The organism is Streptomyces shaanxiensis (genome assembly GCF_039537145.1).
Lineage (GTDB): Bacteria > Actinomycetota > Actinomycetes > Streptomycetales > Streptomycetaceae > Streptomyces > Streptomyces shaanxiensis.
Window position 1 is genome coordinate 528,561 of sequence record NZ_BAAAZY010000011.1, and the last position, 25,290, is coordinate 553,850.

19 protein-coding genes and 3 pseudogenes are annotated in these 25,290 nt (G+C 71.7%); 11 read left to right on the plus strand and 11 right to left on the minus strand.

What is annotated here, in order from left to right; all coding sequences use genetic code 11:
• Positions 1 to 57 precede the first annotated feature (57 nt).
• The 4 genes and pseudogenes from ABD932_RS22175 to ABD932_RS22190 form a co-directional block, all read right to left on the minus strand.
• Positions 58 to 717 carry a hypothetical protein gene (locus ABD932_RS22175; protein ID WP_345015273.1) on the minus strand — a complete coding sequence of 220 codons (660 nt, stop codon included), beginning with the start codon at positions 715 to 717 and terminating at the stop codon, positions 58 to 60.
• A gap of 185 nt (positions 718 to 902) precedes the next feature.
• The gene (locus ABD932_RS22180) at positions 903 to 4,652 is read right to left on the minus strand and encodes an nSTAND1 domain-containing NTPase (protein ID WP_345015274.1); all 3,750 of its coding nucleotides are present in this window, start codon (positions 4,650 to 4,652) and stop codon (positions 903 to 905) included.
• 929 nt (positions 4,653 to 5,581) lie between these two features.
• Positions 5,582 to 5,692: pseudogene (locus tag ABD932_RS22185) on the minus strand (IS5/IS1182 family transposase); the annotation flags it as partial.
• Positions 5,693 to 5,997: 305 nt separating this feature from the next.
• Positions 5,998 to 6,888, minus strand: coding sequence for a ribosome-inactivating family protein (locus tag ABD932_RS22190; protein WP_345015275.1), 891 nt, complete (start codon positions 6,886 to 6,888; stop codon positions 5,998 to 6,000).
• A gap of 361 nt (positions 6,889 to 7,249) precedes the next feature.
• Between ABD932_RS22190 and ABD932_RS22195 the strand changes: the two genes are divergently transcribed.
• Positions 7,250 to 8,110, plus strand: coding sequence for a WD40 repeat domain-containing protein (locus ABD932_RS22195; protein ID WP_345015276.1), 861 nt, complete (start codon positions 7,250 to 7,252; stop codon positions 8,108 to 8,110).
• An 8-nt stretch (positions 8,111 to 8,118) separates the two neighbouring features.
• Here the strand turns inward: ABD932_RS22195 and ABD932_RS22200 are convergent.
• Positions 8,119 to 8,326, minus strand: a pseudogene (locus ABD932_RS22200) (mobilization protein); the annotation flags it as partial.
• A gap of 254 nt (positions 8,327 to 8,580) precedes the next feature.
• Between ABD932_RS22200 and ABD932_RS22205 the strand changes: the two are divergent.
• From ABD932_RS22205 to ABD932_RS22225, 5 genes are all read left to right on the plus strand, one after another.
• The gene (locus ABD932_RS22205; protein ID WP_345015277.1) at positions 8,581 to 9,267 is read left to right on the plus strand and encodes an ATP-binding protein; all 687 of its coding nucleotides are present in this window, start codon (positions 8,581 to 8,583) and stop codon (positions 9,265 to 9,267) included.
• Between the two features lie 140 nt (positions 9,268 to 9,407).
• Positions 9,408 to 10,187 carry an NPP1 family protein gene (locus ABD932_RS22210; protein ID WP_345015278.1) on the plus strand — a complete coding sequence of 260 codons (780 nt, stop codon included), beginning with the start codon at positions 9,408 to 9,410 and terminating at the stop codon, positions 10,185 to 10,187.
• Positions 10,188 to 10,340: 153 nt separating this feature from the next.
• Positions 10,341 to 10,610 carry a type II toxin-antitoxin system Phd/YefM family antitoxin gene (locus tag ABD932_RS22215; RefSeq protein WP_345015279.1) on the plus strand — a complete coding sequence of 90 codons (270 nt, stop codon included), beginning with the start codon at positions 10,341 to 10,343 and terminating at the stop codon, positions 10,608 to 10,610.
• Positions 10,607 to 10,861, plus strand: a complete 255-nt coding sequence (locus ABD932_RS22220) for a Txe/YoeB family addiction module toxin (RefSeq protein WP_345015280.1) — start codon at positions 10,607 to 10,609, stop codon at positions 10,859 to 10,861. The genes ABD932_RS22215 and ABD932_RS22220 overlap by 4 nt, the downstream gene beginning before the upstream one ends.
• Before the next feature lie 171 nt (positions 10,862 to 11,032).
• Positions 11,033 to 13,030, plus strand: coding sequence for an Ig-like domain-containing protein (locus tag ABD932_RS22225; protein ID WP_345015281.1), 1,998 nt, complete (start codon positions 11,033 to 11,035; stop codon positions 13,028 to 13,030).
• A 31-nt stretch (positions 13,031 to 13,061) separates the two neighbouring features.
• Here ABD932_RS22225 and ABD932_RS22230 read toward each other — a convergent pair.
• The 3 genes and pseudogenes from ABD932_RS22230 to ABD932_RS22245 all read right to left on the minus strand — a co-directional run.
• A pseudogene (locus ABD932_RS22230) lies at positions 13,062 to 13,487 on the minus strand (hypothetical protein); the annotation flags it as partial.
• Between the two features lie 1,684 nt (positions 13,488 to 15,171).
• Entirely contained in the window at positions 15,172 to 16,242 is a 1,071-nt protein-coding gene (locus tag ABD932_RS22240) for an RNA-guided endonuclease TnpB family protein (RefSeq protein WP_345015282.1), read from the minus strand.
• 171 nt (positions 16,243 to 16,413) lie between these two features.
• A complete protein-coding gene (locus tag ABD932_RS22245; RefSeq protein WP_345015283.1) occupies positions 16,414 to 17,577 on the minus strand; it encodes a PP2C family protein-serine/threonine phosphatase in 1,164 nt (387 codons plus the stop codon).
• 170 nt (positions 17,578 to 17,747) lie between these two features.
• Between ABD932_RS22245 and ABD932_RS22250 the strand changes: the two genes are divergently transcribed.
• Positions 17,748 to 18,206 carry a hypothetical protein gene (locus ABD932_RS22250; RefSeq protein WP_345015284.1) on the plus strand — a complete coding sequence of 153 codons (459 nt, stop codon included), beginning with the start codon at positions 17,748 to 17,750 and terminating at the stop codon, positions 18,204 to 18,206.
• A 75-nt stretch (positions 18,207 to 18,281) separates the two neighbouring features.
• Here the strand turns inward: ABD932_RS22250 and ABD932_RS22255 are convergent, their stop codons facing one another.
• Complete coding sequence (locus tag ABD932_RS22255) at positions 18,282 to 18,734, minus strand: SH3 domain-containing protein (protein ID WP_345015285.1); 453 nt, start codon at positions 18,732 to 18,734, stop codon at positions 18,282 to 18,284.
• Between the two features lie 152 nt (positions 18,735 to 18,886).
• On the opposite strand from ABD932_RS22255, the gene ABD932_RS22260 reads away from it, so the two are divergent.
• A complete protein-coding gene (locus tag ABD932_RS22260; RefSeq protein WP_345015286.1) occupies positions 18,887 to 19,807 on the plus strand; it encodes a hypothetical protein in 921 nt (306 codons plus the stop codon).
• Here the strand turns inward: ABD932_RS22260 and ABD932_RS22265 are convergent.
• Positions 19,722 to 21,041, minus strand: coding sequence for an aminotransferase-like domain-containing protein (locus ABD932_RS22265; RefSeq protein WP_345015287.1), 1,320 nt, complete (start codon positions 21,039 to 21,041; stop codon positions 19,722 to 19,724). The genes ABD932_RS22260 and ABD932_RS22265 overlap by 86 nt on opposite strands.
• Before the next feature lie 77 nt (positions 21,042 to 21,118).
• On the opposite strand from ABD932_RS22265, the gene ABD932_RS22270 reads away from it, so the two are divergent.
• The gene (locus ABD932_RS22270) at positions 21,119 to 21,898 is read left to right on the plus strand and encodes an alpha/beta fold hydrolase (RefSeq protein WP_345015288.1); all 780 of its coding nucleotides are present in this window, start codon (positions 21,119 to 21,121) and stop codon (positions 21,896 to 21,898) included.
• Positions 21,899 to 21,920: 22 nt separating this feature from the next.
• On the opposite strand, the gene ABD932_RS22275 is transcribed toward ABD932_RS22270, so the two are convergent.
• Positions 21,921 to 22,109: a hypothetical protein gene (locus tag ABD932_RS22275; RefSeq protein ID WP_345015289.1), complete on the minus strand. Its 189-nt coding sequence runs from the start codon at positions 22,107 to 22,109 to the stop codon at positions 21,921 to 21,923.
• Positions 22,110 to 22,220: 111 nt separating this feature from the next.
• On the opposite strand from ABD932_RS22275, the gene ABD932_RS22280 reads away from it, so the two are divergent.
• Positions 22,221 to 23,258 carry an endonuclease/exonuclease/phosphatase family protein gene (locus ABD932_RS22280; protein WP_425587501.1) on the plus strand — a complete coding sequence of 346 codons (1,038 nt, stop codon included), beginning with the start codon at positions 22,221 to 22,223 and terminating at the stop codon, positions 23,256 to 23,258.
• A gap of 29 nt (positions 23,259 to 23,287) precedes the next feature.
• Positions 23,288 to 25,243, plus strand: a complete 1,956-nt coding sequence (locus ABD932_RS22285) for an FUSC family protein (RefSeq protein ID WP_345015291.1) — start codon at positions 23,288 to 23,290, stop codon at positions 25,241 to 25,243.
• Positions 25,244 to 25,290 lie beyond the last annotated feature (47 nt).

Below are 25,290 nucleotides of genomic sequence, written 5' to 3' on the forward strand. Positions count from 1 at the left end.
GCACAGCGAATGCGGAGCCGTTCACTCGAACGAGTGTGCTGTTACGTTTCCCCTGAGTCAGCAGTTCCAGGTCGCCCAGTAGAAGTTGCCCTTCAGCTCGCCGGTCGGGAGGAAGACCGGGGTTATGACGTCGATGCCCGGAAGGCCGCCGTTGCCGGGGTAGTACCAGATGTAGTGGCCGTGGTTGCGCTCGCCGTAGTGGACCTCCAGGTAGCCCTGGGAGTGGCGGACGTACGGCGCGAACCACCAGGCGCCCTGCTGGCCGGCCGGGACGGTCGTGGTGTGGGTCTCGGTCCTGGTGTGGGCCTCGCCCACCTTCCAGGTCTCCGTCTGCGTATCGCTGGCCTTCATCCCGGCCTCGAACACGTCGCTGAAGCCGGCGGACACCTCCACGGACGTCTGCTGCTCGAAGGCGTACTCGGTGCTCGTGGTGGCGGTGTCGGTACGGGTGAGGGTCAGGTCCCGGTTGCTGGCGCAGTTGCTGATCACGTTGGAGACCTGATGCCGCTCGCCGAGTTCGGTCTCGGCGTTCTGCTCGTGGTACTGGCACGAATCGGCGTTGCCGTTGTTGCAGTCCCAGATCACGTCGGGCATGTCGTCGCCCCAGCCGGGGGTGGTGTTGGCGCTGGCCGTGCCCGCGGAGAAGGGGATCAGCACGAGGGCGAGCGCCGACGTCAGCATCGCCGTCCGGCGGCGGCCGTTCTTCAGGATCTTCATGTGGGGGTTCTCCTGTCGGATGCCGCGACCCGTTCGTCGGGCCGGGCCGCTGCCCCGGCCGAGGAGGGGGGAGTTCGGAACCAGGGCAGCGACAGGTCGATCGTCGGGGGGCCGGGAGTTGATCGGCCACCCTCTCCGTCAGGTCAATCAATCGGCTCTCACCAGGCGAATCAACGCCCGGCGAGTCAGTCGCCGCACAGCCTGCGGTACGGCACGTCACGCACGTACGTGCGCCACTGCGCCGGCGTCAGCTCGTGCTCTCCCGCCCGCGCGCAGACCGATTCGACCGCCCGGGCCGGGTCGATGGTGTAGCGCTGGAGAGGCACGTGCGCGCTGCCCGCGTACACCGTGCCGCTGTCCGCGCCGAACGCCACCGTGTCGATCGCGTCGCCGGGTGTGGTCAGCGGTCCGCCGAGCGGCTGGTGGGTGGCGATGTCCCACAGCTGCAGACTTCCCGCCTCGCCGCCCACCGCCAGCGTGCGGCCGTCGGGGCTGATGGCGAGGGCGCTGACGGCCTCGGAGGTGTCGCCCGTCAACTCCTCGTCCACGCCCTCCGGGAGCGCGGGGAAGACGTTCGGCAGGGTCCCCTCCCGCTGCCGGAGCTTCCCGTCCCACAGCGCCACCCGGCCCGCCTGGTCCCCCGCCGCGAGCCGCGAACCGTCCGGAGCGAAGGCGAGGGCGCCGATCTGATCGCCCTGGACCAGGTCACTTGGGGTGGCCTTGCCGCCGGGCAGAGCCACCGTGCGGTTGTCGCCGACCAGGAGCCCGCCGTCGGGACGGACGGCCAGGTAACTGCTGGACAGGCCGGTGAGGACGGCCGTCCGGCGGTGGCGGGCGATGTCCCAGGTCTCGTTGCTCAGCTCGCCGATGGCCGGTGTGCGGGTGATGTGGAGCGTGCGAGCGTCCGGGCCGAGGGCGATCGTGATCACCGCCCCGGCCGACGGCTGCGCCGCCAGGTCCAGCGTCGTGCGGACCCGGCCCCGGGTGACGTCCCAGATCGTGAGGCGCTGCGGGGACGCCTCGTAACCGGGCGCCGAGACGGCGTACGCGAGCGCCTTGCCGTCGGGGGTGAAGGCCAGAAGGGGGAGAGTGTCCTTCGGGCGTACCGGCCGGGAGGGGTCGCGCGATACGGGGAGCGGCGTGGGCGGCAGTGTCCTGAGCAGTCGGCCGTCGCGGGCGTCGCGCAGCTCGAAGCGGTGGGTGTCACCGGTGCGTCGCACGGTGGCGAGGGTGCGGCCGTCCGGGCTCAGCCACACCCTGTCCAGTGACTCGTCCTGCCAGGCGGACGTCACGGCCGTCGCGACGTCCAGGGTGTGGACCGTGCCGGCCTCCAGATAGCGCAGTACCGGGTGGGCGGGGTCCCAGGCCAGACCGCCGAGGTGCTGGTTGTTGAGGGAGTGCCGGAACACCGGGTTGTCGACGCCCAGCCGCCACACCCTGATCTCCTCCCCGTCGGCGGTCGCCAGGAAGTTTCCGTCCTTGCTGAAGGCGGCGTACGTCACTCCCGTGTGGGGGAGGTCGGGCAGCTGCTCCCCCGAGCGGACGTCCCAGATCCGCACGCCGCTCGGGAGCACCGCGGCGAGCCACCGTCCCCCGCCGAGCACCAGCTGCAGGCGCTCATGGCCGCAGACGTCGCCCACGCGTTCCCAGCGCCCGTGCACCGTGCGCCGGTCCCTGAGGTCCCGCACCTGCGGCGCGCCACTCCCGAATGGGCAGACCGCGATCAGCCGGCCGTCGTCGCTCGGCGCCGTGCCGTCCGACTCCGTCTCGAACAGCAGCTTCCCGTCCGCGGCCGAGTGCACCCCCACCCGGTCGTCTTCCGCACTGCCCACGGCATACGTGCTCTCGGCGAAGTCCACGAAGGACCACGCCGGCAGCCGGTCACCGACCCAGCGTCCGGCAGCCGTGTCCCACAGCCGAACCCCGTCGTCCCGGCCATGCCCCTGGATCGCCAGCAGCCGCCCGTCCGGGCTCGCCCCGACATCGGTGCCGGCCTCCGGCAGCCGCCCCTCGGCGATCCGCCGGTGTCGTGCCACGTCCCAGGTCCGCCAGGTGCGCCCCTCGACGCTGAGTAGGGTGCGACCGGAGTCCGTCAGACGGCGGAAGGGGCCGGCGCCCGGTGCCGGGTCGCTGAAGGTGTCCAGTTCCTGCTGGCCGAGCGAGCCCAGCAGCGCCCGCCGTGTCTCCGGCAGCTCGGACACGCGCCAGGCGGCGACGCCCAGCAGCTGTGCGGTGCGCGGGTCGGTCGTACGCAGGCCGTCCGCGACGGCGGCGATACGGCGGGCCTCGTCGTCGATGCGGCGGCGCTCGTTGTCCCGGCTCTGGGTCCAGGCGGCCAGACCGGCGATCAGCGCCACCGCGAGGACGGCCGACAGCACGCCCACCGCGGCCCGCGCCCGGCGCGTGGCGCGGGCGGCGGCCCGGCGTTCCGCCTCGCGGGCGGCCAGCGCGGCGGTGAGGAACTCGCGTTCCGGCGCGGTCAGGGAGTAGTCGTGCTCGGGGTCGGGGAACAGCTCCGCCACCCGGTTCAGGCGGGTGCCCCGGTACAGGGCGCCGGGGTCGCGCTCGTGCTCCAGCCAGACGCGGGCGGCCTCGGTCAGCCGCCGGTGGTGGCGCAGCCGCTCGCGGTCCTCCTCGATCCAGCCGCGCAGCCGCGGCCAGCAGGTGATCAGCGCCTCGTGGGCGAGCTGGACGGCGTCCTCGTCGACGGTCAGCAGCCGGGCGCGGGCCAGCCGCTCCACCACCAGGGGCAGGTGGGGGCAGGCCACCTCCGCACGCTCGACCCGGGTCAGCGGGCGCCGGGTGTCCGGGGTGCCCTGGCCGGGCTCGACCATCCGCAGCAGCAGCAGCCGGGCGGAATCCGCCTGCTCCGCGGTCAGCTGCCCGTACGCCTCCTCCGCGCTCGCCGCGATAGCGCCGCGCACCCCGCCCGCCGCCTGGTACGCGGCCAGGGTGAGCAGCCGGCTCTTGCGGCGCCGCCAGGTCTCCAGGAGCGCGTGCGAGAGCATCGGCAGCCCGCCGGGCTCGTCGAGGACCTCCTCCACGATCCGCGCGGTCAGCTCACGCTCCACCAGGAGCCCGACCTGCTGCGCCGGCTTGACGACCGCCTCGCGCAGCTCCTCCGCGGTCATCGGACCGACCAGCAGCCCGGCGCCGCACAGCGTGTCCGCCAGGCCTCGGTGCTCGCCGCAGCGGGGGTAGAAGTCGGCCCGTACGGCGATGAGCACCCGCAGCCGGCTGTCCGGGTCCCGGGCGGTGAGCAGCAGGTCGATGAACCGGGCCCGCTCGGCCCGGTCCCGGCACAGGGTGAAGAGCTCCTCGAACTGGTCCACCACCACCCAGCTCTCCGGCTCGTCCGCCGCCGGGGTCAGCAGATGGCCGTATCTGGTGGCAGGCCGGTCGCCGGGAGTGAGCACCCGCAGCACCGCCGGACCTCCCCGGTCCGCGATCTCCTCCTGGAGCCGGGGTATCAGTCCGGCCCGCAGCAGGGACGACTTCCCGCTGCCGGACGCACCGAACACCGCGGCGAACCGGTGCCCGCACACCAGCTGCAGCAGGTCCTCCGTCAGCCGGTCCCGGCCGAAGAACAGGCCCTGGTCGGCCGGCTCGAACCGGGCGAGGCCCCGGTAGGGCGGCGCCGCGTCCTCGTCGTCCTCGCGGACCTCCTCCGCCGCCTCCGCCTCGGCGCCCTTCCACCGCGGCTCCCACTCGTCCGGGTCGCCGCCGCAGGCCCGCACATAGCCCTGGACGACGGCGAGGGACGGCAGCCGCTCGCCGGCCGCGGCCTGTGACAGCGTTGTCGCGGAGAAACCGGCCGACTCGGCCATCTTCCGGTACGACGGGTTCCCCGCGGTCCTGCGCAGCTCCCGCAGCTCGTGCGCGAGCCGCGGCACGGGACCGGCCGTCGGGTCCAGCGGTCTTTCCGGGCGCCCCATGCGCACACCTCCGTATGGCTGGCGAAAGGGACATCGCGCGCGACGAACGTACAAGCCGTCCGGTGACGCCCGGGTTGCCTGCGGGTGACGTCGAGGCGATGCGCCATGTGAGGTGCATCAATCCCCTTCCGTCGATCAACCCCTTCCGCCCACGAAACTGATTGACCTGACAAATGGGACGTGGAAATCAACGTTCCGGTTGCGAGCGTCGGTGGGGCAAGGGTTTCGACGTCGGTCACCTCCCCGGCGGAGCTGGTCTCTCGTCGGGTCGTCGCACTCGAACCAGATCAGCGCCACGCGGCGGCGTACTCCATCCGGCTCATGACGCCTCCTGCCGGGCGGTCCGCTCACGCATCGCTCACGCACGGAGCCCGCGTCCTGGAGGGCGAAGGTGCAGGTGGCGGCAAGGTCGCTCAGGCGAGTGACGGCACGGACGCCGCGGCGCAAAGAGCCATCCCCGAACACGCTTTCCGCACACTCGTCCGGGGTCGGAAGATTTCGCTGAGGGCCAGGGCTCGCTCCCTGAGAGGAACTGGCAGGTTGTCGAACGCTTGCTCGTCGTCCGGACAGTTGCCATACAGAGCGGCGAGTGCGACCTCGAGCGCATCCTCGCGCTCTGGCGTGGCGGACGACCTCTGGATGCTGCGCGAGTCCCTGGACCTGGCCTTCATGGTCCATCCCGGCGCGCGCACCGAGTGCGCCTGAGCCCTACGGCAACGCCGGCGCCGTATCCGCCGACGGGCCGCCCGCGGGCGAATCCAGCGGTCGCGCCCCCGTCACCTGGGCAAACGGCACGAGCTACGGTCTCAACCCACAGGGCAATCTGCCAGAGGCGGTCCACATTCCGGGCACTTCGCGGGCAGTGCCGGCATCGTATGGCTATCGCAGCGATAGGAGACACGTCCGAGCCTGATAGCCCTGTACTCGAATCACGTCGGTCGGAGGCTGCGGATCCAGATCACGGCACCGCGTAGGTGGAGTCCGGCGAGGTAGCTGGTGGCGGTCTTGTCGTAGCGGGTGGCCAGGCCCCGCCACTCCTTGCCCAGTTGGGCGAGGACGTGGAGCCGGCCGAGGACTCAGACGGCCGCGATGGACGCTGGCGCATCAGTAGGGGGACCGTTGCAGGCCGGGTCATGTCCACCGTCGACTCAAAGCCCGCCGCATCCAAAAGACCCGCACCCACCAGCAGGACGGATACAAAGCCCACCTGGCCATCGAGCCCGAGACCGCCCGACAGGCCGGTCGCGGGGAGGACCGCCCGGCGACGGTAAGCGGGCTCGAGGGCGGACACTGTCCGGCTCCCGAGCCCGCTTACCATGTTCGGGCTGCTTTGCGTGCTTTCGGGCTACATCTTGATGTACAGGGCCATGGCCAGCTGCTCGTCAAGCTGCTGGATCCTCGTGAAAGCCCCACTGCCGATCTCGTAGTTAATGGGCCAGCCGTTGTGTGTCGCGTTCTCGACTGCCTGGGACAGGCCTGACCAGTTGTTCTCCAGATCCAGGGACGTCAGCTGGATGGCGCCCGACCCGCCGTTGATGACGGACGAGGACCCGGCGTAGAAGGTGCCGAAGTTGCGCATCGCCTGGCCGATCCGGTAGGAGATGAAGTCGAAGCGGGCACCCTCGGCAAGGGCCTGGACAAGGACGAGCAGGGCCCGCGCCTGGTCCTGACTGTTGCCCCTCGCCAGGTCGCTGATCGAACCCTGGATGGACCCCATGGTGATGCCGAGGGAACCGCGGTCGACCCCCGCGGCACGCTCCATGTCGTTGTAGTTGAGCCACTCCCTGTTCTGCCCTTCCTGCCCCTCATATGCAACGGGTCCGTGAGCCAGCCGGACGTACTGGCGGGTCTGTTCGTTGAACCAGCCGGTCACGTACCCGTTCCGCGCGTTGAAGATCAGAGTGACCGCGGTCTGACCCACCCGCAGGGTGAGGGGGAAGTAGTCGTTGTCCGTCCGTGTGAGACGGATGCTTTGGTAGAGGTTCGAGCCGCCGCCCCGTTCGCGGAGGAAGTTGATGATGGCGTCGTACCGGTCGGGGCCGGCGTTCGTCAGGTCGAAGGTCATGCCATCGGTCGGGTACGTCGCGCTGGCCAGCTGGACGTGCCCGCCCAGCGACTGGTGCTGCGCACCGGTGGTGAGGTTGCCGCCCAGGCCGGCGAGGGCGACGGCGCCGGCGAGGGCCGCCGAGAGTACGGCCGATGTGCTGAGCCTGCGGAAGATGTGTGCTCGGGACATGGTGTGCGCTCCGTTGTGCGTGGTCGGTGGGCCGGGGGCCCGGCCTGCCCCACCGACACTGGCAGCGCGGAAATTGATTCGCAGGCCCCTCCACCGGCCGGATCAACATTGTGTGATTGATCGGAGTCATCGCTCGTCACTCGTGATTAGTGCGGTCGCCATGACCGGCCTCCCATGGTCATGGCTGCCGATATCACTCGATGTCGCTTTCGCCTCATGCACGGAGGTACGAGCCCATGGGGCGTCCCGAGAGGCCAGTGGACCCGTCGGCCGGGCCGGTAGCGCGGTTCGCCCATGAGCTGCGGCAGCTGCGCAGCGCCGCGGGCAGCCCCTCGTACCGGACGATGGCGAAGGTGGTCGGGTGCGGTTCAGCACGGACGGCACCCGCCTCGGGTACGGCGTCACAGCGGCCGGGCACACGCTCGGCACCGAGTCCTTCACGATCTGGGACGTGCCGCACGAGCACGTCGTCACCACACTCGACCTCTCCGGTCCCTCGGTGGCCGAGGCCGCACTCGGCCCAGAGGGCCGCACCCTGCATCTCACGCGCCTGGGCGACGACGACCGATCATTCGGCGAGGTGTGGGACACCCGCAGCCGACGACGCATCAAGGTGCCCGGCGACCCGGCCGGGGACCATGCGACGCTCCGCGGCGACGGACGGCTGCTCGCGGGCGACGGCACCGCAGCCCGCCCGCCGTCCTGGCGATGGAGCGGGGCGGACCTCGTCGAGGGCAGCCCGCTGGGCGCACTGGCGTTCTCGCCAGACGGCTCCCGGCTGGCGGCCGGTGACATGACCGGCCGGGTCACCTTGTGGGACGGCGATCTCCGCCACCGGGTCACCACGCTGCCCAACACCTTCCGGCCCCCGATCGGCCCCCCGCCGGAAGCGGTGTCGGCCCTCGCCATCAGCCCGGACGGACGCACCCTGGCGGTCGGCGGGAGCAACGGCGGCCTGCAACTGTGGGACGTGCCGACCGGGCAACCGATCGGCGGGCTGCTCACCACACCCGGGGAGGCGGTGTACACCCTCGCCTTCGACGCACGCGGCACCACCCTGTACGCGGGCAGCACCCACGTCCCCCTCCAGCGATACGACCTCGACCCCGCCCACGCCCTGTCGCGGGTGTGCACCCGCACCGGCGGGTCCGGACTGAGCCGAGCCCAATGGCACACCTACGTACCGGACGCCCCGTACCGGCGGGTGTGCAGCCCCGCGTGAGGATCAGCGGCCTTGGACACTGTGCGGCGCACGGTCTCGCGCAGTTCCTCGCGCGCGGCGCGTTCCCTGCCCAGGCGTTCGGCCTTGTGCCGTTCGGCGCTGGTGGTGCGCTTCGCTGCGGTGCAGTCGCCGGGGGGCGACGCGGCCCAGGTTGTAGTCGGCCGCGAGGAGTCGGGCTTCGGCCTGGGCTTTGGCCGGTCGCTGCACACCCTCTCTCGGACGACGCATCACGCCCTCTGCCGAAGCCACTGGCCGCCTGGCTCCGGCGATTTGCGGCGTTGCAGCCGCTCCACGCGGAATCGATGGCCCAATAACGCGGAATTGATTGCTCCGACAAAAGAGGGCTGACGATCAACTCTTCGCTCGCCAGTCTCGGTGCGGTCAGGCCGGATCCGCCCCAGCGCGGCGCGCCTCGGCCGCAGACGCAGCGCCGGCTGCCGAAGCCTCTCTTCCTCATCCTTCAGTTCCTGATGGTGACGCTGCTCGCCACCGGTGCGCTCGTGACGACCACCGGTTCCGCGAGCGCGCAGGACGAGCCCGCCAACGGCTTCTCGCAGGGCCGGCTGCCCGGTGTGCTGTACCGCGGCGACTCCCGGTCCCCGAACGACATCTTCGCCAACGGCTTCACGACCTGGAACACGAACTACGACCTGCAAGCCCATGTGCACGGCAGCGACAGCGGGTACATCTCCACGTCGGGTTCGCAGGCCGTCGGTACGGCACCGAACTTCGCTCTCGGTGAGCACTCCGCCCGGCACCTGCGCCGCATCCTCCGCCTGTATCTCGCCGCATGGCAGATGGACGACCTGTACGACTCGGCGGCCCTAGCGCTCACCGAGCTGGTCGCCAACGTCGTACGCCACTGTCGTCCCGACCGGCGTGCCGCGGTACTGATCCTGCGGCTGCCGGAGGGGCAGGGACTGCGCGTCGAGGTCACCGACGCGAGCCCGTGCCCGCCGTTGTCCACAGCTGTGGACGGACTCTCCGAACTCTCCGAGGGCGGGCGCGGAGTGGGGATCGTCGAGGCCGTCACGGATCGGTGGGGGTGGGTTCCCCTGACCGACCGGCCCGGCAAGACCGTCTGGTTCGAGTGCGACGCCAAGGCCGAGGCGCAACGTGAGGTGAACGGCGAACGGCGCGAGAGGAACGGCTGTTGACGCAACGAGGAACATCCGCCCGAAACGCCCAGGACGATTGATCGCCCTGTTCAGAACATGCCGCCGATCAATTCCGCGCGCTCCAGTCTCGGTCTCGTCCCGCCGGACTCCCGGCAGAACGAACCGACTGGAGCACCCACATGCCGCAGACAGCCAAGCCCCGCCGACGGTCCCGTCTCGCCAAGGCCGCCCTCGTCCTGGGCAGCGCCGCCGCCCTGACCGTCGGTCTGACGGGCAGTGCCAACGCCGCCGTCCTGGACCCGCTGCCGTGGAACGCGAGCACCTTCCAGAACAAGTACATGCCGCTGTTCGACTACGACGGGGACGGCTGCTTCCCCGCGGCGGCGGTGGACGCGGCCGGACACCTCAACGGCGGCCTCAACAACAGCGGCTCGATCACCGGCGGCTGCCGGGACGGCCACCTCGGCAGAGCCAACACGTACTCGCAGTCCCTGTGCAGAAACGGCTGGTGCGCCTACGTCTACGCGCTCTACTTCGAGAAGGACCAGACGCTCAACGGTGCCGACGCCTTCGGGCACCGCCACGACTGGGAGTCCGTCGTGGTCTTCCAGAAACAGGGCGAGGAGCGTCCCCGTTACCTGGCCGCCTCCCGGCACGGCGGCTACAGCACTCACCCGATCAACGAGGTGCCGATGGACGGCAACCACGTCAAGATCGTCTACCACAAGGACGGCGCGAGCACGCACGCCTTCCGCTTCGCCAAGTGGGGCGAGGACACGGAGGCCTGGGGCCCGGGCAACCAGTGGGACACCCCGGCCCTGGTCACCATGGAGCAGATGCCCCAGGCGCCGCGCGACGCCCTGTGGAACTCCCAGTGGGGCAGGGCCAACTTCCCGCTGACCAACAACCTCGTCAGCAACATCAACAAGGCCCGGCCCGGCGAGGTCCCCGCGTTCTGACGGGACGGACCGGCACCGACCAGCCCCCGGCGGGACACTCCCCCCTTTCCGCCGGGGGCTTCCCGCGTTCACTCCACTCGGAGACTGGTACGGTAAAGCCGTACGACTGGTACGACTGGCTGCGTTATCCAGACATGCTCGGAGGTCAGCCCGATGTCGATCTCGGCGAACGAGGCCCGGCAGCGCTTCTACCCGCTGATCCGGCAGGTCAACGAAGACCACGAACCCATAGAGGTCACCTCCCGCGAGCACGGCGATGTCGTGATCATGTCCGCCGAGGACTTCCGTTCCTGGCAGGAGACGGTCTATCTGCTGCGCTCGCCGCGTAATGCACGACTCCTCATGGAGTCCATCGCGGAACTGGACGCCGGTGAGGGGCAGGCGAGGGACCTGATCGACACGGAGGACCGGTCCACCGTATGAAGGTCGTTTTCTCCGGCCATGCCTGGGAGCAGTACACGTACTGGGCGACAGCCGATCCGAAGATCCTCAAGAGGATCAACCGCTTGGTCAAGGAGATCCAGCGCACGCCCTTCGAGGGTGCGGGCAAGCCGGAACCGCTGAAGGAGAACCTGTCCGGCTGGTGGTCCCGGAGGATTACCGACGAACACCGCCTGGTGTACCGGGTGAAAGACGGGGCGGTGGAGATCGCCCAGGCCCGCTACCACTACTGACGCGACACCCCTCCTGTCCCGCCAGGCTCCCGCGTTCACACCTGTCTCTCACGTACCCCTTTCACCCGGCTGTCGGCGCCATGATCTAGCCTGCGATCACTTACGGCGGTCCGCGTGCCCTCTCTGCCGCGGCCGCCCCTCACTTTTCGTTCCGGGGGGTTCGAAACCACCGTGCGCAGACGCACTCTCCCTGCCGCGACGGCACTCGCGGTCCTCTTCAGCTCGGTCGCCCTGGTCGCGACCGGCGGCGGGACGGCGGCCGCCGACTCCAGCACGGCCGTGTCCCTGAAGTCGGCCGGCGACATGGTCGTCGACGGCGTCCACCAGCGGGTCTTCATCAGCGACCCGACCGCGGGGCAGGTCGTCGTCACCGACTACGCGGGCAAGCTCGTCGGCACCGTCGGCTCGCTGCCCGGCGTGCGCGGCCTGGAGCTGTCGCCCGACTCGGGCACCCTGTACGCGGCGGTGGCGGGCGCCGCCGCGGTCGTCGCCATCGACACGGCCACCGCGACGGAGGCCCGCCGCTTCTCGACGGGCACGGCGGGCCCCAGGTACGTGGCCCTCACCGGCGGCAAGCTCTGGTTCAGCTACGGCTCCGGGGGCGGCGGCAACCTCGGCTCGCTCGACCCGACCGGCACCGACCCGGCCGTCGCCCTGGGCCAGAACACCGGCCGCCTCTTCTACGAGGCCCCGATCCTGGACGCCTCGGCGGGCGCGCCAGGCACCCTGGTCGCGGGCGCGGTGGGCCAGAGCCCGGCCTCACTCGCCGTGTACGACGTCTCGTCGGGCACGGCGACCCAGACGGCGTACGCCTTCGACCCGGGCAACACCGGCGGCGGCAACCTCGCCGACCTCGCGGTCACGCCCGACGGCAAGGACGTGATCACGGCCAGCGGCGCCCCGTACTACCAGGCGGTCTACAAGCTCTCCGACCTGTCCTCGGACGGCAAGTACGTCACCAACACCTACCCGAACGCGGTGGACATCGCCCCGAACGGCGATGTCGCGGCGGGCACCAGCTCCTGGTACGACCCGGACGTGCACGTCTTCAAGCAGGGCGTGTCGACCCCGGTGAAGCAGTACGACTTCCCCAACACCGGCACCAGCAGCGGCGCCGACACCCTCGCCGCGCGCGGCCTGGCCTGGGCGCCGGACGAGAGCAAGCTGTTCGCGGTGTCGCTGAACAACAGCGACTCCTACTCGCTGCGCATCTTCGACGCCCCGACGAAGGCGGCCACCACCCTCACGGCGACGGCCCCCGCCACGGCGACCCGAGCCAAGCCGCTGACGCTGACCGGCTCACTGACCTCCTCGGCGCCGTTCCCGGCGGGCACCACCGTCTCGGTCACCCGCACCGACGACGAGTCCCCGAGCGGCAAGGCCCTCGGCACCGCGACCGTCGCCGCCGACGGCTCGTACTCCTTCACCGACACCCCGCCGGCCGGCGGCAAGGTGACGTACACGGTGACCTACGCCGGTGACGCGGACCACGCGCCCGCCACCGCCTCGCACTCGCTGACGGTCACGAAGTCGGCGACCACGCTGACGCTGAACAACAACCTCAAGGTGTACGGCTACAACAGCGCCGTCACCTTCACCGCGCACCTCGGCACGACGTACAAGAACCGCACGGTGGAGATCTGGGCGGACCCGTACGGCTCCGACAAACCCAACACTCTGGTGAAGAAGGGAACGGTCGACGCCAACGGCAACCTCACCGCGAGCGTCCGCCTGACGCGGGACACCAAGATCAGCGCGAAGTTCACGGGCGACACGCGGTACGCGGCGAAGACGACGACCAACACCGTCTACACCAAGGTGGCGATCTCGACCTCGCTGAGCGGCGCCTACAAGACGGCCACGGCCTGGAACGCGAAGTACTACTACTTCCACCAGTCCAAGGACCCGATCCTCAACACGACGATGACGATGTACCCGGGCCGCAAGTACCAGTTCCAGATCCAGCAGTACTACAGCGGGGCCTGGCACACGACGGCCGCCGAGTACTTCGCCCTGGACCGCTACGGCAAGGACTCCGTCCAGCTGGACGACACCCCGCCCACGGGCGTCCGCTTCCGGATCCGCTCCTCCTACATCGACACGGCGTCGGGCGACAACGTCAACGCGACGACGTACGGCGGCTGGACGTACTTCACGTTCACCAGGTGACGCGGCAGGACGGCACCGCGAGCTGAGCGGCTCAGCTCTGCGTCTGCAACTGCTGCAGCTGCTGGAGGACGTTCTCCAGAGCGCCCTGCCGCCGTCCCGGCACTCGGCCCCGTAGCTCCGCGAGCACGGGGCCGAGTTCGCGCGCGGGGGCGGTGTCCTTGATCTGCCCCCACTGGTGGTGGGCCCGGTCCACCGCGGCCTCCACCGCGGGCGTGTCCGCGGCCTGCCCCGCGGAGAGCCGCGCCGAGGCAACCGTCAGCCAGGTACGGCAACTGCGCACCGGATCCCCCACCAGCATCGCCAGATCGGCCCGCACCTCGATCCAGTGCAGAGCCTCCTCGGACGCCGGCCCATGGGCCCGCAGAGCAACCTGCTCATAATGCGCGGCCAACGCCTCGGCCTCACCGTGCCGACCTGACTCGACGGCGGTGGCGATGGCGGCGTGGGGGTCGTTGGGGGTGGGGGGTTGGGACGGGGGCGGGGACGCGGGCTGGGACCTGGGCTGAGCCGAGGGCCCGACGGAGGGCTGCGACGGGGGTTGGGCGGGAGGCCCGGCGAAGGGCTGGGTGAGGGGTTGGGCGGAAGGCCTGGCGAAGGGCTGGGTGGAGGGCTGGACGGGGGCCTGAGTGGAGGGCTGGGCGGGACGCTGTGCGGGGCCCGGCGGGAGGCTCTGGGCTGCGCTGGGCTGCAGGCTCTGGGCTGGGCTTGGTACTGAGCTCGGTGCTTGCATTTGCGCGGGACTGTGCGCAGGCATCGGGGGAGGAGTCAGCGGAGTCGTCGGAGTCGGCAGAGTCGACGCCGGGTTCCGCACGGGGGTTTGCCCGGGGCTCTCCGAGGGGCTCCGCGGCAGAAACTCTGCGGGGAGCTGGGCCGGGAGCTGCGCGGGACTTGGCTCGGAGTCTTGCGGCAGGACCTGAGCGGGGCCCGGCCCCGAAACCTCCGCAGGGCTCTCCCGGGGCTCCTGCGGCAGAACCTGCGCCGGTGCCTGCCCCAGGATCGGCGCAGAGTTCGGCGCGGGGCTCAGCGCTGGCATCGGGCCGGGGCTCTGCGGGAGTTGCTGCGGCTGAACCTGTGCCGGAGCCTGCCCCGACCCCTCCGAGGGCCTCTGAGGCAGGAGCTGCACCGTGCTCCCCGCAGGCGACGGCAGGACCTCGCCCGAACTCGCCGCAGGTGGCTGGGGGTGAAGCCGTGCCGGGCCGCCCGCCGGGCTCTGCGGCAGCACCTGTACGGGAGCCTGCCTCAGGGCCTGGCCCGATACCGGCACCGGCACCTGTACCGGCACCTGCGCAGCGCCCCGTGCGGGGAACTGTGCCGGGGCATGTGCTGTCAGCACGATGTCCGTGCCCACGCCGCCCTCGGGGGAGATGCGGGTCAGTACCTGCTGGTGGAGTTGGTCGAGGGGTGGGCGGTGGCCGCTGCGGAGGATGGTGGCGAGGGCCTTCATGTACGTCGGCACCGCCACCGTACGGCGGCTCGGCGGTGGGGCGATGCGGCCGTAGACCGTGGTGTTGCGGCCCGAGTCCAGGGCGTTGGCGCGCAGCCACTCCCAGGTCTCCGTGTCGGCGTGCAGGTCGAGGAGGATGGACGTCGAACCGGGTGCGCGCAGGCGCAGTTCCTCGCGGATCCAGTGCCAGGGGAACCCGGTGTAGCGGACCGTCGCGGGGGTCGTGCGGGCCAGCGCCAGGTGGGGGAGGTGCTGGCGGCGGTCCAGTTGGAGCTGGCCGGAGAGGAAGACCGTGAGCGGGGCCTGCGCGGCCGCGGCTGCCCGTAGGCGGGTGAGGACGGCCTGCGGCTCCAAGGGGTCGGCGAGTTCCACCACGTTCGCCGTGTCCGTACCGGACAGCACCGTGGGCGCGACGGCGGCGAGGACGGGGAGCACGGAGGCGGCGTCCACCAGACAGCCCTTGCCCGCCGGTGCGGCGGCCAACAGCAGCACGGTTCCGGGCATCGGTCCCTCCCCATCCCCCGTCGATCACGTACGGCAGCACCGTAACCGCTGCGGCTGCAAAGCGGGATCTCAGGACTGTTTGCGCCTCGCCCGCCCCGCCCCACGCCCCCCGATTCCGTCCCCATTCCGTTGCTCAAAGTCTCAGTGACTCTCAGCATTCCAGACGTTTCCGCCTGGAAGGTCCGTGACGGTGTCACCACAGCGCAGGTTGCGTTTCGGTGTCCTGACGACGGTCTCCCGTTTCCTTCCGCCGCTGGTGCGGCAAGCTTGCGCCACCTGCCCGCCCGCCCCGGCCAGTGTGGTGGCCGGGGCGTTGGCGGCGGGTCTGACGGTTGGCTCCACGGGGCTTCGACACGCGTGGCGTGTCCTGGTCTCCGGCCACTCCGGTACCAGTGATGCAGGCCGCCGCGAGGGCGACCAGGTTGCGGGCTGCGTTCTCGTCCCGGTCCAGGACCAGGCCGCAGGCATCGCATGTGAAGACTCGGGCATGCAGCGGCAGCTTGGCTTTCGTTGCGCCGCAGTTCGAGCAGGTCTTTGAGCTTGCGTACCAGCGGTTGGCCACGATCGTGGGGCAGGCGTAACGCCGGCCCTTGTAGGTGAGCTGACGCCGGATCTCCCCGAACCCGGCATCGGCCACGCGGCGGGCGAGCCGCTTGTTGCGGAGCATTCCGGCAACGTTGAGGTCTTCCACCACGACGGTGCCGTACTCAGCACGCACGCGGGTGGTGAGCTTGTGCAGCGAGTCGGTACGTAGGTTCGCCACCCGGTGGTGGATCTTGTTGCGCTCGCAGTTGGCTTTCTCCCACCGCGTCGAGGGTTTCTGTCCGGTCTTACGGTCCGGACCCTGCCGCCGGGAGGCGCGGCGGGAGTGGAACCGCAGCAGCTTGAGGGCACCGTCCAAGCGCTTCGGGTTGGGCTCGTAACGTATCTCGCCGGAACTGTCGGCCAGGACCGCCAGGTGCTTGACTCCAAGATCGATCCCGACCGCCACATCTGGGCGGTCGACGCGGGTGATCTCCCGAGTGGTCTCCACCTGGAGGGAGACAAACCAGCGCCCGCGTTCGTGCCGGACGGCCGCGGACAGGATGCGCGCCGCGCCGGCCCTGATCCGGGCCAGGAGCTTGCTGGTGGGTTCGTGGGTGCGGATCGTGCCCAGCCGGGGCAGAGTGACATGCCGGCCGTCCGGTTCGATACGGATCGTACCGGTGGTGAACCGGCAGGCCAGACGGGCTTTCCGCTTCAGCTTGCGGCGCGGGACACCCACCCGGCCCCCTTAGCGTTTGCCCTGCTTGGACTTGGCGTAGTTGTCGAATGCGGCAGCCGCGTTCGACAGCCCGGTGTTGTAAGCCTCCTTCGAATTCTCCTGCCACCAGCCCGCGAACCTCGGGTCGGCGGTCTTGACCCGGTTGAACTCCTTACGCAGCGCGGGCAGTGACTACTCAACAGCTGCTCGCCCCATACCGGTTCTCCTCCGCACCGCGAACACCGTCGTGTCGTCGGCCAGATGCCCGTCGCAGTGCAGCAGCGTCCGCTCCCGGACGAAGGCGACCAGCCGCGCGGGCCGCGCGAGGCCAGGGTCGGCGGCGACGGCCTCGGTGACCTCGGCGGCGAGCGGGTAGAAGGCCCCGTCATGGTCCCGGGCCTCGGTCACGCCGTCCGTGGTCAGCAGCAGCGTCTCGCCGGGCGCGAGGGGCACGCGCAGCAGGGGCGGCGGACCGTCGGCGGGGTCGAGTTCGCCGTAGCCGAGGGGGAGACCGTTGCCCGGCGGCAGGGGCCGTACGCCGTCGGGGCCGACGACCAGCGGGGCGTCGTGGCCGAGGACGACGGCCTCCAGCGCACCCGGCCGCTCGTCGGGGAAGCCGAGCAGCACGGCGGTGGCGAACCGGTCGCCCTCCTCCCTGCCGAGCGCGGTGCGCAGCCGGATGTGCCGCTGCATACGCAGTTCCAGGCAGACGGCGACCGTCGTCAGGTCCGCCTCGTGGTACGCGGCCTCACGGAACGTGCCGAGCAGCGCGGCCGCCGCCTCCACCGCGCCGAGCCCCTTGCCCTGGACGTCGCCGAGGATGACGCGGGTGCCGTGCAGGCCGGTCTGGATGTCGTAGAAGTCGCCGCCGACCCTGGCCTCGCTGTCGGCGGACAGATAGACGGCCGCATGGTCGAGGCCGCCCCAGCCCGGGGGCAGCGGGCGCAGCACGGTGCGGCGGATGGTCTCGGCGACGTCCTGCATGTGCAGCATGCGCCGCTCTTCGCGCACCCGGACCACGCAGGCCAGCGTGGCAAGGACGCCGCCGATGCCGGCGAGGACGAGGTCGGGCGTACCGGCCTGGTACTCGTGCGGCAGGGTGGCGTCCGCGGCGATGTAGGTGACGGGGGCGAGCACCGCGTACACGGCCGTCCCCCACACCCCGCAGATCGTGGCGGCGATACCGGGAACCAGCACGATCCAGGACAGGATCCGGAAGTCGCTGCTGGTCCGGAAGTCGACCAGCACGATGCCGACGAGCAGCAGCAGCGGCGGCACCCAGGCGACACTCCGGCCGCGCACGCGCAGCAGCGTTTCGCCCTGCGGGCCGGCTGAACCGTCGCTTACGGCCCTCATGGGCCTCAGCGAAGCACGGCGTCGGCCCAGCCGCATCCGGGTACCCGGGGTTCCCGTGACCGTCCCTGGGGGCCGGCGCCCGGACGGGCTGACAGGCACCGCCGACTTGCCGGCCGACCGCCCCAGGTGTGCCCTTGATTGCGGGGGCGACGAGAGAGAGGAGTGCTCTCATGGCTCATGCGGCACCCGCGTCCCGCGGAAGGACGTCAAGGGCGGCGGCGACCGGGGCGAGTGGTCTGCCCGATGTGTTCAGTGCGCGGACACACCGCATCGCGAGTGTGGCCGTACCGGTCGTCCTCGGGCTCGTCTACGGCTACTGGGCCGCGGCGAACCGGCGCTCCGGCGGCGAGATCACCGGCTGGAACCTGCTCTTCGGCTTTGTCACCGCGGCAGCGTTCATGGTGCTGTACGTCGCCGTGCGCTGGGTCGCCTCGCGCACGATTCGCGAGGTGCACGCGATCCTGTGGGCCGCCTTCGCGGGCAGCGCGTTCGGGTTCCTGTACGGCCAGACCGACAAGACCGTCGGCAGGTCCGCGGTCATGGGGCTCGTGATCGGCGCGGTCGTCTTCGCCGTGCTCTTCTACCGCTACTACACGCACGAGGACGCCCAGGGCCGCCGTACCAGGTGACGGACGCGGGCCACGGACCACGGACGCACGGATCGGCCCCGGTCGCCGGTGGCGCCGGGGCCGACCCGTTCCCCTTCATCCACCCACGGTCACGGTCACGTTCCAGCTCCACGAGCCGGACGCCGACACGCTCCACGAGGGGTCCCAGTTGCTCCAGGAGCCGTCCTTCCACTCAGGGACGGGGTCGGCGCAGTCCGGTACGTGGCGTCCGCCGGTGTCCACGAAGGCGGCGCTCGACCAGCCATGGGAGTCCACCAGCCAGTACCAGAACGGGTTGCCGCCGATGTGCTCACCGCGCACCTTGCACTCGATGCGGACCTCGCTGCCCGGTGCGAGCCGGTCGACCACGGCCGACCGGGTCGTCGGGGCCTCCCTGACCTTGAGGTCGGTGTGGGAGACGACCGTGCCCCTGACCAGGCCGTCGTGATCGTCCACGGCCACCGCCGGAGTCCCCGCCGCCGCGACCGCGAGAGCCCCACCGGTGAGCAGAGCCGCGGCCATGATCCGCAGGGTCGGGGTGGTGCGCATGATCCGCCTCCTTGCTCCCCTGATCCATGAGACACCCGTTCGGGTGAACGCTCCACCGGAGAGGCATCGCAGAGCCACGGGAGAGCGGAATCGTGCGGCCGTATGCAGGCGGACCACTGGCGCCCCGCCCCCCGGCCCCCTTGCCTGAGAACGTGCTCACCCGTCTGCGGAACGCCCTGTCGGCAGCGCTGATCGCCCTGTCGTGCCTCCTCGTGCCGTTCGGCGCGCTGGCGGCCTGGGTGACGTACGGGCTCGCGGACACGGGGCGCTACGTCACCACGATGGCGCCGCTCGCCGGGGATCCGGCCGTGCAGGGCGCGGTCGCGGACACCGTCGGGGCCGGGATCATGCACGAGATGGCCCCCCGGCTCGACCACGAACTCGGCATCCGCGACGAACGCGGCACCGTGCGTCCCTTCGTGTACGACGCGGTGCGTTCCTTCACGCGGACCGAGGCCTTCCGCACGGCGTGGGACGCGGGCAACAGGGCGCTGCACGGCTCCGTCCTGAGTGCCCTTCAGGGCGGGCGCGAGGGCACCGTCACCGTCGACCTCGCCCCGGTCACCGCCCAGGTCAAACGCCAACTCACCGCGGATCACGTGCCGTTGGCGCGGCACATCCCGGTCGAGCACACCGAGGTCCCGGTGCTCCCGGCACAGGAGCTGGACCGGCTCAGGAAGGGGTACCACGTGCTCGAAGTCGCCGGTTTCTGGCTGCCCGTCTCGGCCGCCGTCCTCGCCACGACCGGCATCGCCGTCGCCGCCTGCCGCCGCCGCGCCCTCACGGCGACCGCGCTGGGCACGGCCCTCGGCGGCGCGTTCCTGCTGCTCGCGGTGGCGATCGGCCGCCGACTCACGCTGGCCGACCTGCCCGAGGCGGCCCACCGCCCGGCCGCCGGCGCGGTCTACGACGCCCTGACGCAGACCCTGCGCACGGTGTCCTGGCTGCTGATCGCCCTCGGCCTGACGGCGGCCCTCCTCTGCCGGCTCAGCGAGCTGCTCGCGCGACGCCGGCGAGCGTCCGCAGCGCCCGCCGCAGATCCGGCTCCGGGGCCGACGCGAGCCCGAGTCTGACCGCGTCCGGGGTGCGGTTCGCATCGACGGCGAAGGCGGGGCCGGGGGTGACGGCGATCCCGTGCGCGGCCGCGGCGGCCGTGAAGGTGTCCGCGCGCCACGGTGCCGGCAGCTCCCACCAGGCGAAACAGGTGCGCGGATCGGCCCGTACGGCGAATCCGCGCAGCTCCTCGCCGACGATCCGCTGCCGGTGCGCCGCGTCCGCCCGCTTCGCCGCGACCAGCCGCCGCACCGTCCCGTCCCCGATCCACCGCACCGCCGCCTCCACCGCGAACCGCCCCGCACTCCAGCCACCGGACCGCACGGCCGCCGCCACCGCCTCGACCCGTGCCTCGGGCACGACGGCGAAACCGACCGTGAGTCCGGGCGCGACGCGCTTGGAGAGGCTGTCGACGACATGGGTGAGGCCGGGCGCGTGCGCGGCGAAGGGGTCGTCGTCCGTGAGGAAGGACCAGATGCGGTCCTCGACGACGGGGATGTCCAAGTCGAGTGCGGTGCGGGCGAGTTGGCGTCGGCGTTCGGGGCTCGTCGTCACCGAGGTCGGGTTGTGCAGGGTCGGCTGGAGGTAGAGCGCGGCCAGCGGGGCCGTGCGGTGGGCGGCGGCCACGGACTCCGGGCGCGGTCCCTCCTCGTCCGTGGCCAGCGGCACCAGGGTGATGCCGAGCCGGGCGGCGATCTCCTTGACCACGGGGTACGTCAGCGCCTCGGCTCCGACCCGGCCGCCGGGCCGGACGAGGGACGCGAGGGTGGCGGCGATGGACTGACGGCCGCTGCCGGTGAACAGGACCTGGGCGGGAGCGGGGCGCCAGCCGGGGGTGGCGAGGAGCGCGGCCGCCGCCTTCCGGGCCGCGGGTGTGCCGGTGGCGGCGGCCGGGCGCAGGGCCTCGGCCAGCACGTCGGGGCGCAGCAGCGGGCCGAAGGTCGCGGCGAGGAGCTCCGCCTCGCCCGGCACGGAAGGGTAGTTGAGCTCCAGGTTCACCGGCCCCGCGGTCGCCGCCTCGACGAGCGCCCGCCCGGACCCCGCCGGAGCGGCCCGCACGAACGTGCCGCGGCCGACCTCGCCGACGACCAGCCCGCGCCGCACGAGTTCCGCGTAGACCCGCCCCGCCGTCGACCCGGCGATCCCGCGCCGCCGTGCGAACACCCGCTGCGGCGGCAGCCGTTCGCCGGGCTTGAGCCGTCCGGCGGTGATGTCGTCGGCTATGCGGTCGGCGAGGCGCCGATAGTCGTTCACGTGCTCTCCCCCTGACATTGCACCGAGGGCAAAGATCTTATTGCACCGAGGAGTTGGGCCGATCTAGGGTCGTTCACATGACACCTTCCCTCGCATACGAGGACAAAGGCATCGATTCTTCGTCGACTCCCCTCGTCCTCGTCCACGGCCACCCCTTCGACCGCACGATGTGGGCCCCGCAGATCGAGACGTTCTCCGCCGCCCGCCGGGTGATCGCCCCCGACCTGCGCGGCTACGGCGCCTCCCCGGTCGTCCCCGGCATCACGCTTCTCTCCGACTTCGCCCGGGACATCGAGGCCCTGCTGGACGACCTGAAGGTGGAGACCTTCGTGCTGGCGGGCCTGTCGATGGGCGGCCAGATCGTCATGGAGTGCTACGACCGCTTCCCCGGCCGCATCCGGGGCCTGGTCCTCGCGGACACCTTCCCGGCCGCGGAGACGGCGGAGGGCAGGCGGACGCGGGGCGCCATGGCGGACCGGCTGCTGCGCGAGGGCATGCGCGGATACGCCGACGAGGTGCTGGAGAAGATGGTCGCGCCGTACGCGGACGCCGAGGTCAAGGCCCACGTCCACCGCATGATGACGGCGACGCCGCCCGAGGGCGCCGCGGCGGCCCTGCGCGGCCGCGCCGAACGCCCCGACTACCGCACCCTGCTGACCCGCGTCACGGTCCCCGCCCTGGTCGTGGTGGGCGCGGACGACGCCTACACCCCCGTCGCCGACGCGCAGGCGATGCACGCGGCGCTCCCGGACTCGACCCTGCGGGTGATCGACGGGGCCGCGCACATGCCGAACCTGGAGCGGCCGGCGGAGTTCAACGAGGCGCTGGGGGCGTTTCTGGCCCGGGTCGACGGGTGATCCGACCCCGCCCACGAACCGCTCATTGCCAGTTCAGGATGGCCACGAGCAGCACGAACGCGATCGCCGCACCCTGAACGGCATTGGCCCATCCGGGCATCGGCTCGCCCCTCCTGGACGACGAAAGCTTGGCGCCCAGGGCGACCACCAGCCCGACGACGGCGATCGGTGCGAGCAGCAGAGTCAGCCAGTTGACCTGCACAGGTGTCATCTCGGATCTCCTTGTCCCACTCGGTGACCGGCGCCCCATCATCGGCACGCACCACCGGGACCCCTCCCGCCCACGCAACCTTCACCCCACGACCCCCGTCTTTGAGGGAGGATTCGGGCATCCCACCCGCGAGCGGAAGGCCGGCCCTTGGAGACTGCGGCTGCCCTGCTGTTCCTCGGCGTCAGCGCGGTCGTCGGCTGTCGCGTCGCCGACACCGACTGCATCACCCCCTTCCCGCAGCTCCTCGCCTTCCTGCCGTGGCTGCTCGTGCCCACCGGGTTCGGGCTGCTGCTCGCGCTGTTCTCCCGCTGGTGGACCGGCGTCGTCTGGGCCGTCGCCCTGCTCGGGCTGCTGGCGTGGTTCATCGAGCCGTACGGGAAGACCGGTGAGCCGGGCGGGGCGCCGCTCGTCTCCTTCCGGGTGCTGACCTCGAACGTCGAGTTCGGGCACGCGACCGACGCCCTGGTCGAGGCCGTCCGCCGCGAGAAGCCGGACCTCGTGTTCGTACAGGAGTGCGAGTACACCTGCGACGACACGCTCAAGCGGGCCCTCGGCACCGACTATCCGCACCGGGCGGCCCAGGTGTCCGCCGGCTCGGCGGGCTCGGTCGTCCTCAGCCGCTTCCCGCTCAGCGCCGCCGACGGCGTCCCCGGCACCATGGCCATGCCCGGCGCCGTCGCCGACGTGCGCGGACACGCCGTACGGCTGCAGCTCGCACATCCCATGCCGCCGCTGCCCGGCCGGACCGACCTGTGGCGCGAGGAACTGGGCAAGCTGCGCGACTTCGCCGCCGAGAACAGCGGGAACACCCGGAACACCGGGAACGCCGGGAACACCGGGAACGCCGGGAACGCCGGGAACGCCGGTGACAGCCGTACGCCCCTGATCCTCGCCGGCGACTTCAACGCCTCCCAGGACCACGCCGCCTTCCGCCGCATCCTCGACACCGGCCTGCGCGACGCCACCCGCCTCGCCGGCCACGACCGCACCCCCAGCTGGCCCGCGCGCACCATGCCCGCCTTCGGCGTACAGATCGACCACGTGCTCCTCTCCGCGGACTTCTCCGTCCGCGCCGCCCGCTTCCTCGACCTGCCCGACACCGACCACCGCGCGCTTCTCACCGACGTCACGCTTCACCAGCGCCGATGAGCTGAACGAGGGTGCTCATAATGGGCCGCATGCCCCGCGAGTTCCCCATCGGCCTCACACCCCCCGACTGGCTGGTGCGGAACCTCCGGGCCCAGCCGGCCCCCGTCAACCGGCCGGCCGTGATCCGCGCCGCGATCGCGATCCCCCTGCCCCTGGCCATCGGCCTCGCCACCGGCCGACCCGAGTACGGCGCCCTCGCCGCGATGGGCGCCCTCAACGGCGTCATCAGCGACACCGCCACGGCGTACCGCATCCGTATCCCCACCATCGCCGTCCCCCAGCTCTTCAGCGCCGTCGGCATCACCCTCGGCGCCCTCGTGTACGGGCACGGCTGGGTCGCCGTCGCCGCCGTCACCGGCGTCGCGCTGGTCTCCGGGATGATCTCGACGATCGGCGCGGTCGCCTCCGTGTCGGGCCTGTTGCTGCTGCTGACCTGCGTGGTCGGGGCGGGCCTCCCGCTGCCCGGCGAGTGGTGGCACGCACCGCTGCTGCTGTCCGGCGGCGGCCTGCTCGTCCTCCTCCTCGGACTGCTCGCCTGGCCGCTGCGGATGGGAGTGCCGGAACGGAGCGCGGTCGCGGACACCTACCGGGCGGTCGCCGACCTGCTCACGGCCTGCGGCGGCGGCAGCACCCAGGCGTACGACGACGCCCGGCACGCCGTCACCCAGTCCCTGAACCAGTCGTACGACACCGTCCTCGCCCATCGCGCCCGCCACCACGGCCGCAGCCCCGAACTCACCCGGCTGCTGGCCCAGTTGAACGCCATCACCCCGGTGGTGGAGGCCGCCCCCGCCGCCCACCTCAGCGGCACCCCGCTCCCGCCCGAGATCCCCCAGTCCGTACGGCACCTCGCCTCAGCCGTCGAAACCGGCTACACGGGCCCGACAGGCCTGAAGCTGCCGGCCCCCACCACCGACGCCGCCCGCGCCGTGGACCACGCCCTGCGCCATGCCGCCGAGGTCGTCGCCACCCCCGACGTGGACCCCCGCGGCATCGACGACCGCCTCGGCCGACCCGCCGCCCTGAGCATCCGCACCGCCCGCGCACTGCGCAACGTGACGCTCTCCGCCGCCTCCTGGCGCTACGGCCTGCGCCTGGCCCTGTGCATCGGACTGGCCCAGGCCCTGGTGTCCCTCATCCCCGTCCCCCGCTCCTACTGGGTCGCCCTGACCATCACCTTCGTCCTCAAGCCCGACTTCGGCTCCGTCTTCTCCCGGGCCCTGCTGCGGGCGATGGGCACGGTCGCCGGGCTGGTCATCGCGGCGGCGGTACTGGCCCAGGTGCCGCGCGGCTGGGCGGACGTACCGACGCTGATGCTGCTCGCACCCCTGATCCCGGCGTTCACGCCCCGCGGGTACGGCTACCAGACGGCCGCCATCACCCCGGTGATCCTGCTCCTGTCGGACATCCTGAACCGCGAGGGCACCGCACTGCTGCTGCCCCGCCTCGTCGACTCCCTCCTCGGCTGCGCGATCACCCTCGTCGCCGGGTACCTGCTGTGGCCGGAGAGCTGGCACACCCGCGTCGGCGACCGGCTCGCGGACGCGGTGGACGACACGGCACGCTACGTGGAGGGCGCCTTCGGCCCGCACCCCGTCGACCCACCGGCCCGCGCCCGCATGCGCCGCCGCCTCTACCGCAACCTCTCCGCCATCCGCACGGAGTTCCAACGCGCCCTGACCGAACCCCCACCGACCGGACGCCGGGCGGCGGCCTGGTGGCCCCTGGTGGTGGCGGTGGAGCGGATCGTGGACGCGACGACGGCGGCACGGGTGCGGGTGAGACACGGGGCGACGCCGCCGTCCGAGAGCGAGGTAACCCAAGTCGCGCTCCAGCTACGGGAGTTGGCGACGGGCGTAAGAGAGGCCGAAACGCTGTACGCGGTCCGCACGGACCTGACGGGCCCGGCGGACAGCGTCCTGGAGCCCCTGCGCCAGGAGGTGGCAGCGGCCCGGGCGATCACGTCGCCGCATGAGGAAAGCTGATCGGCAGCCGCCCCTGAAAGGCCGGCGCGGCCGCCCCGTGCAGGAGG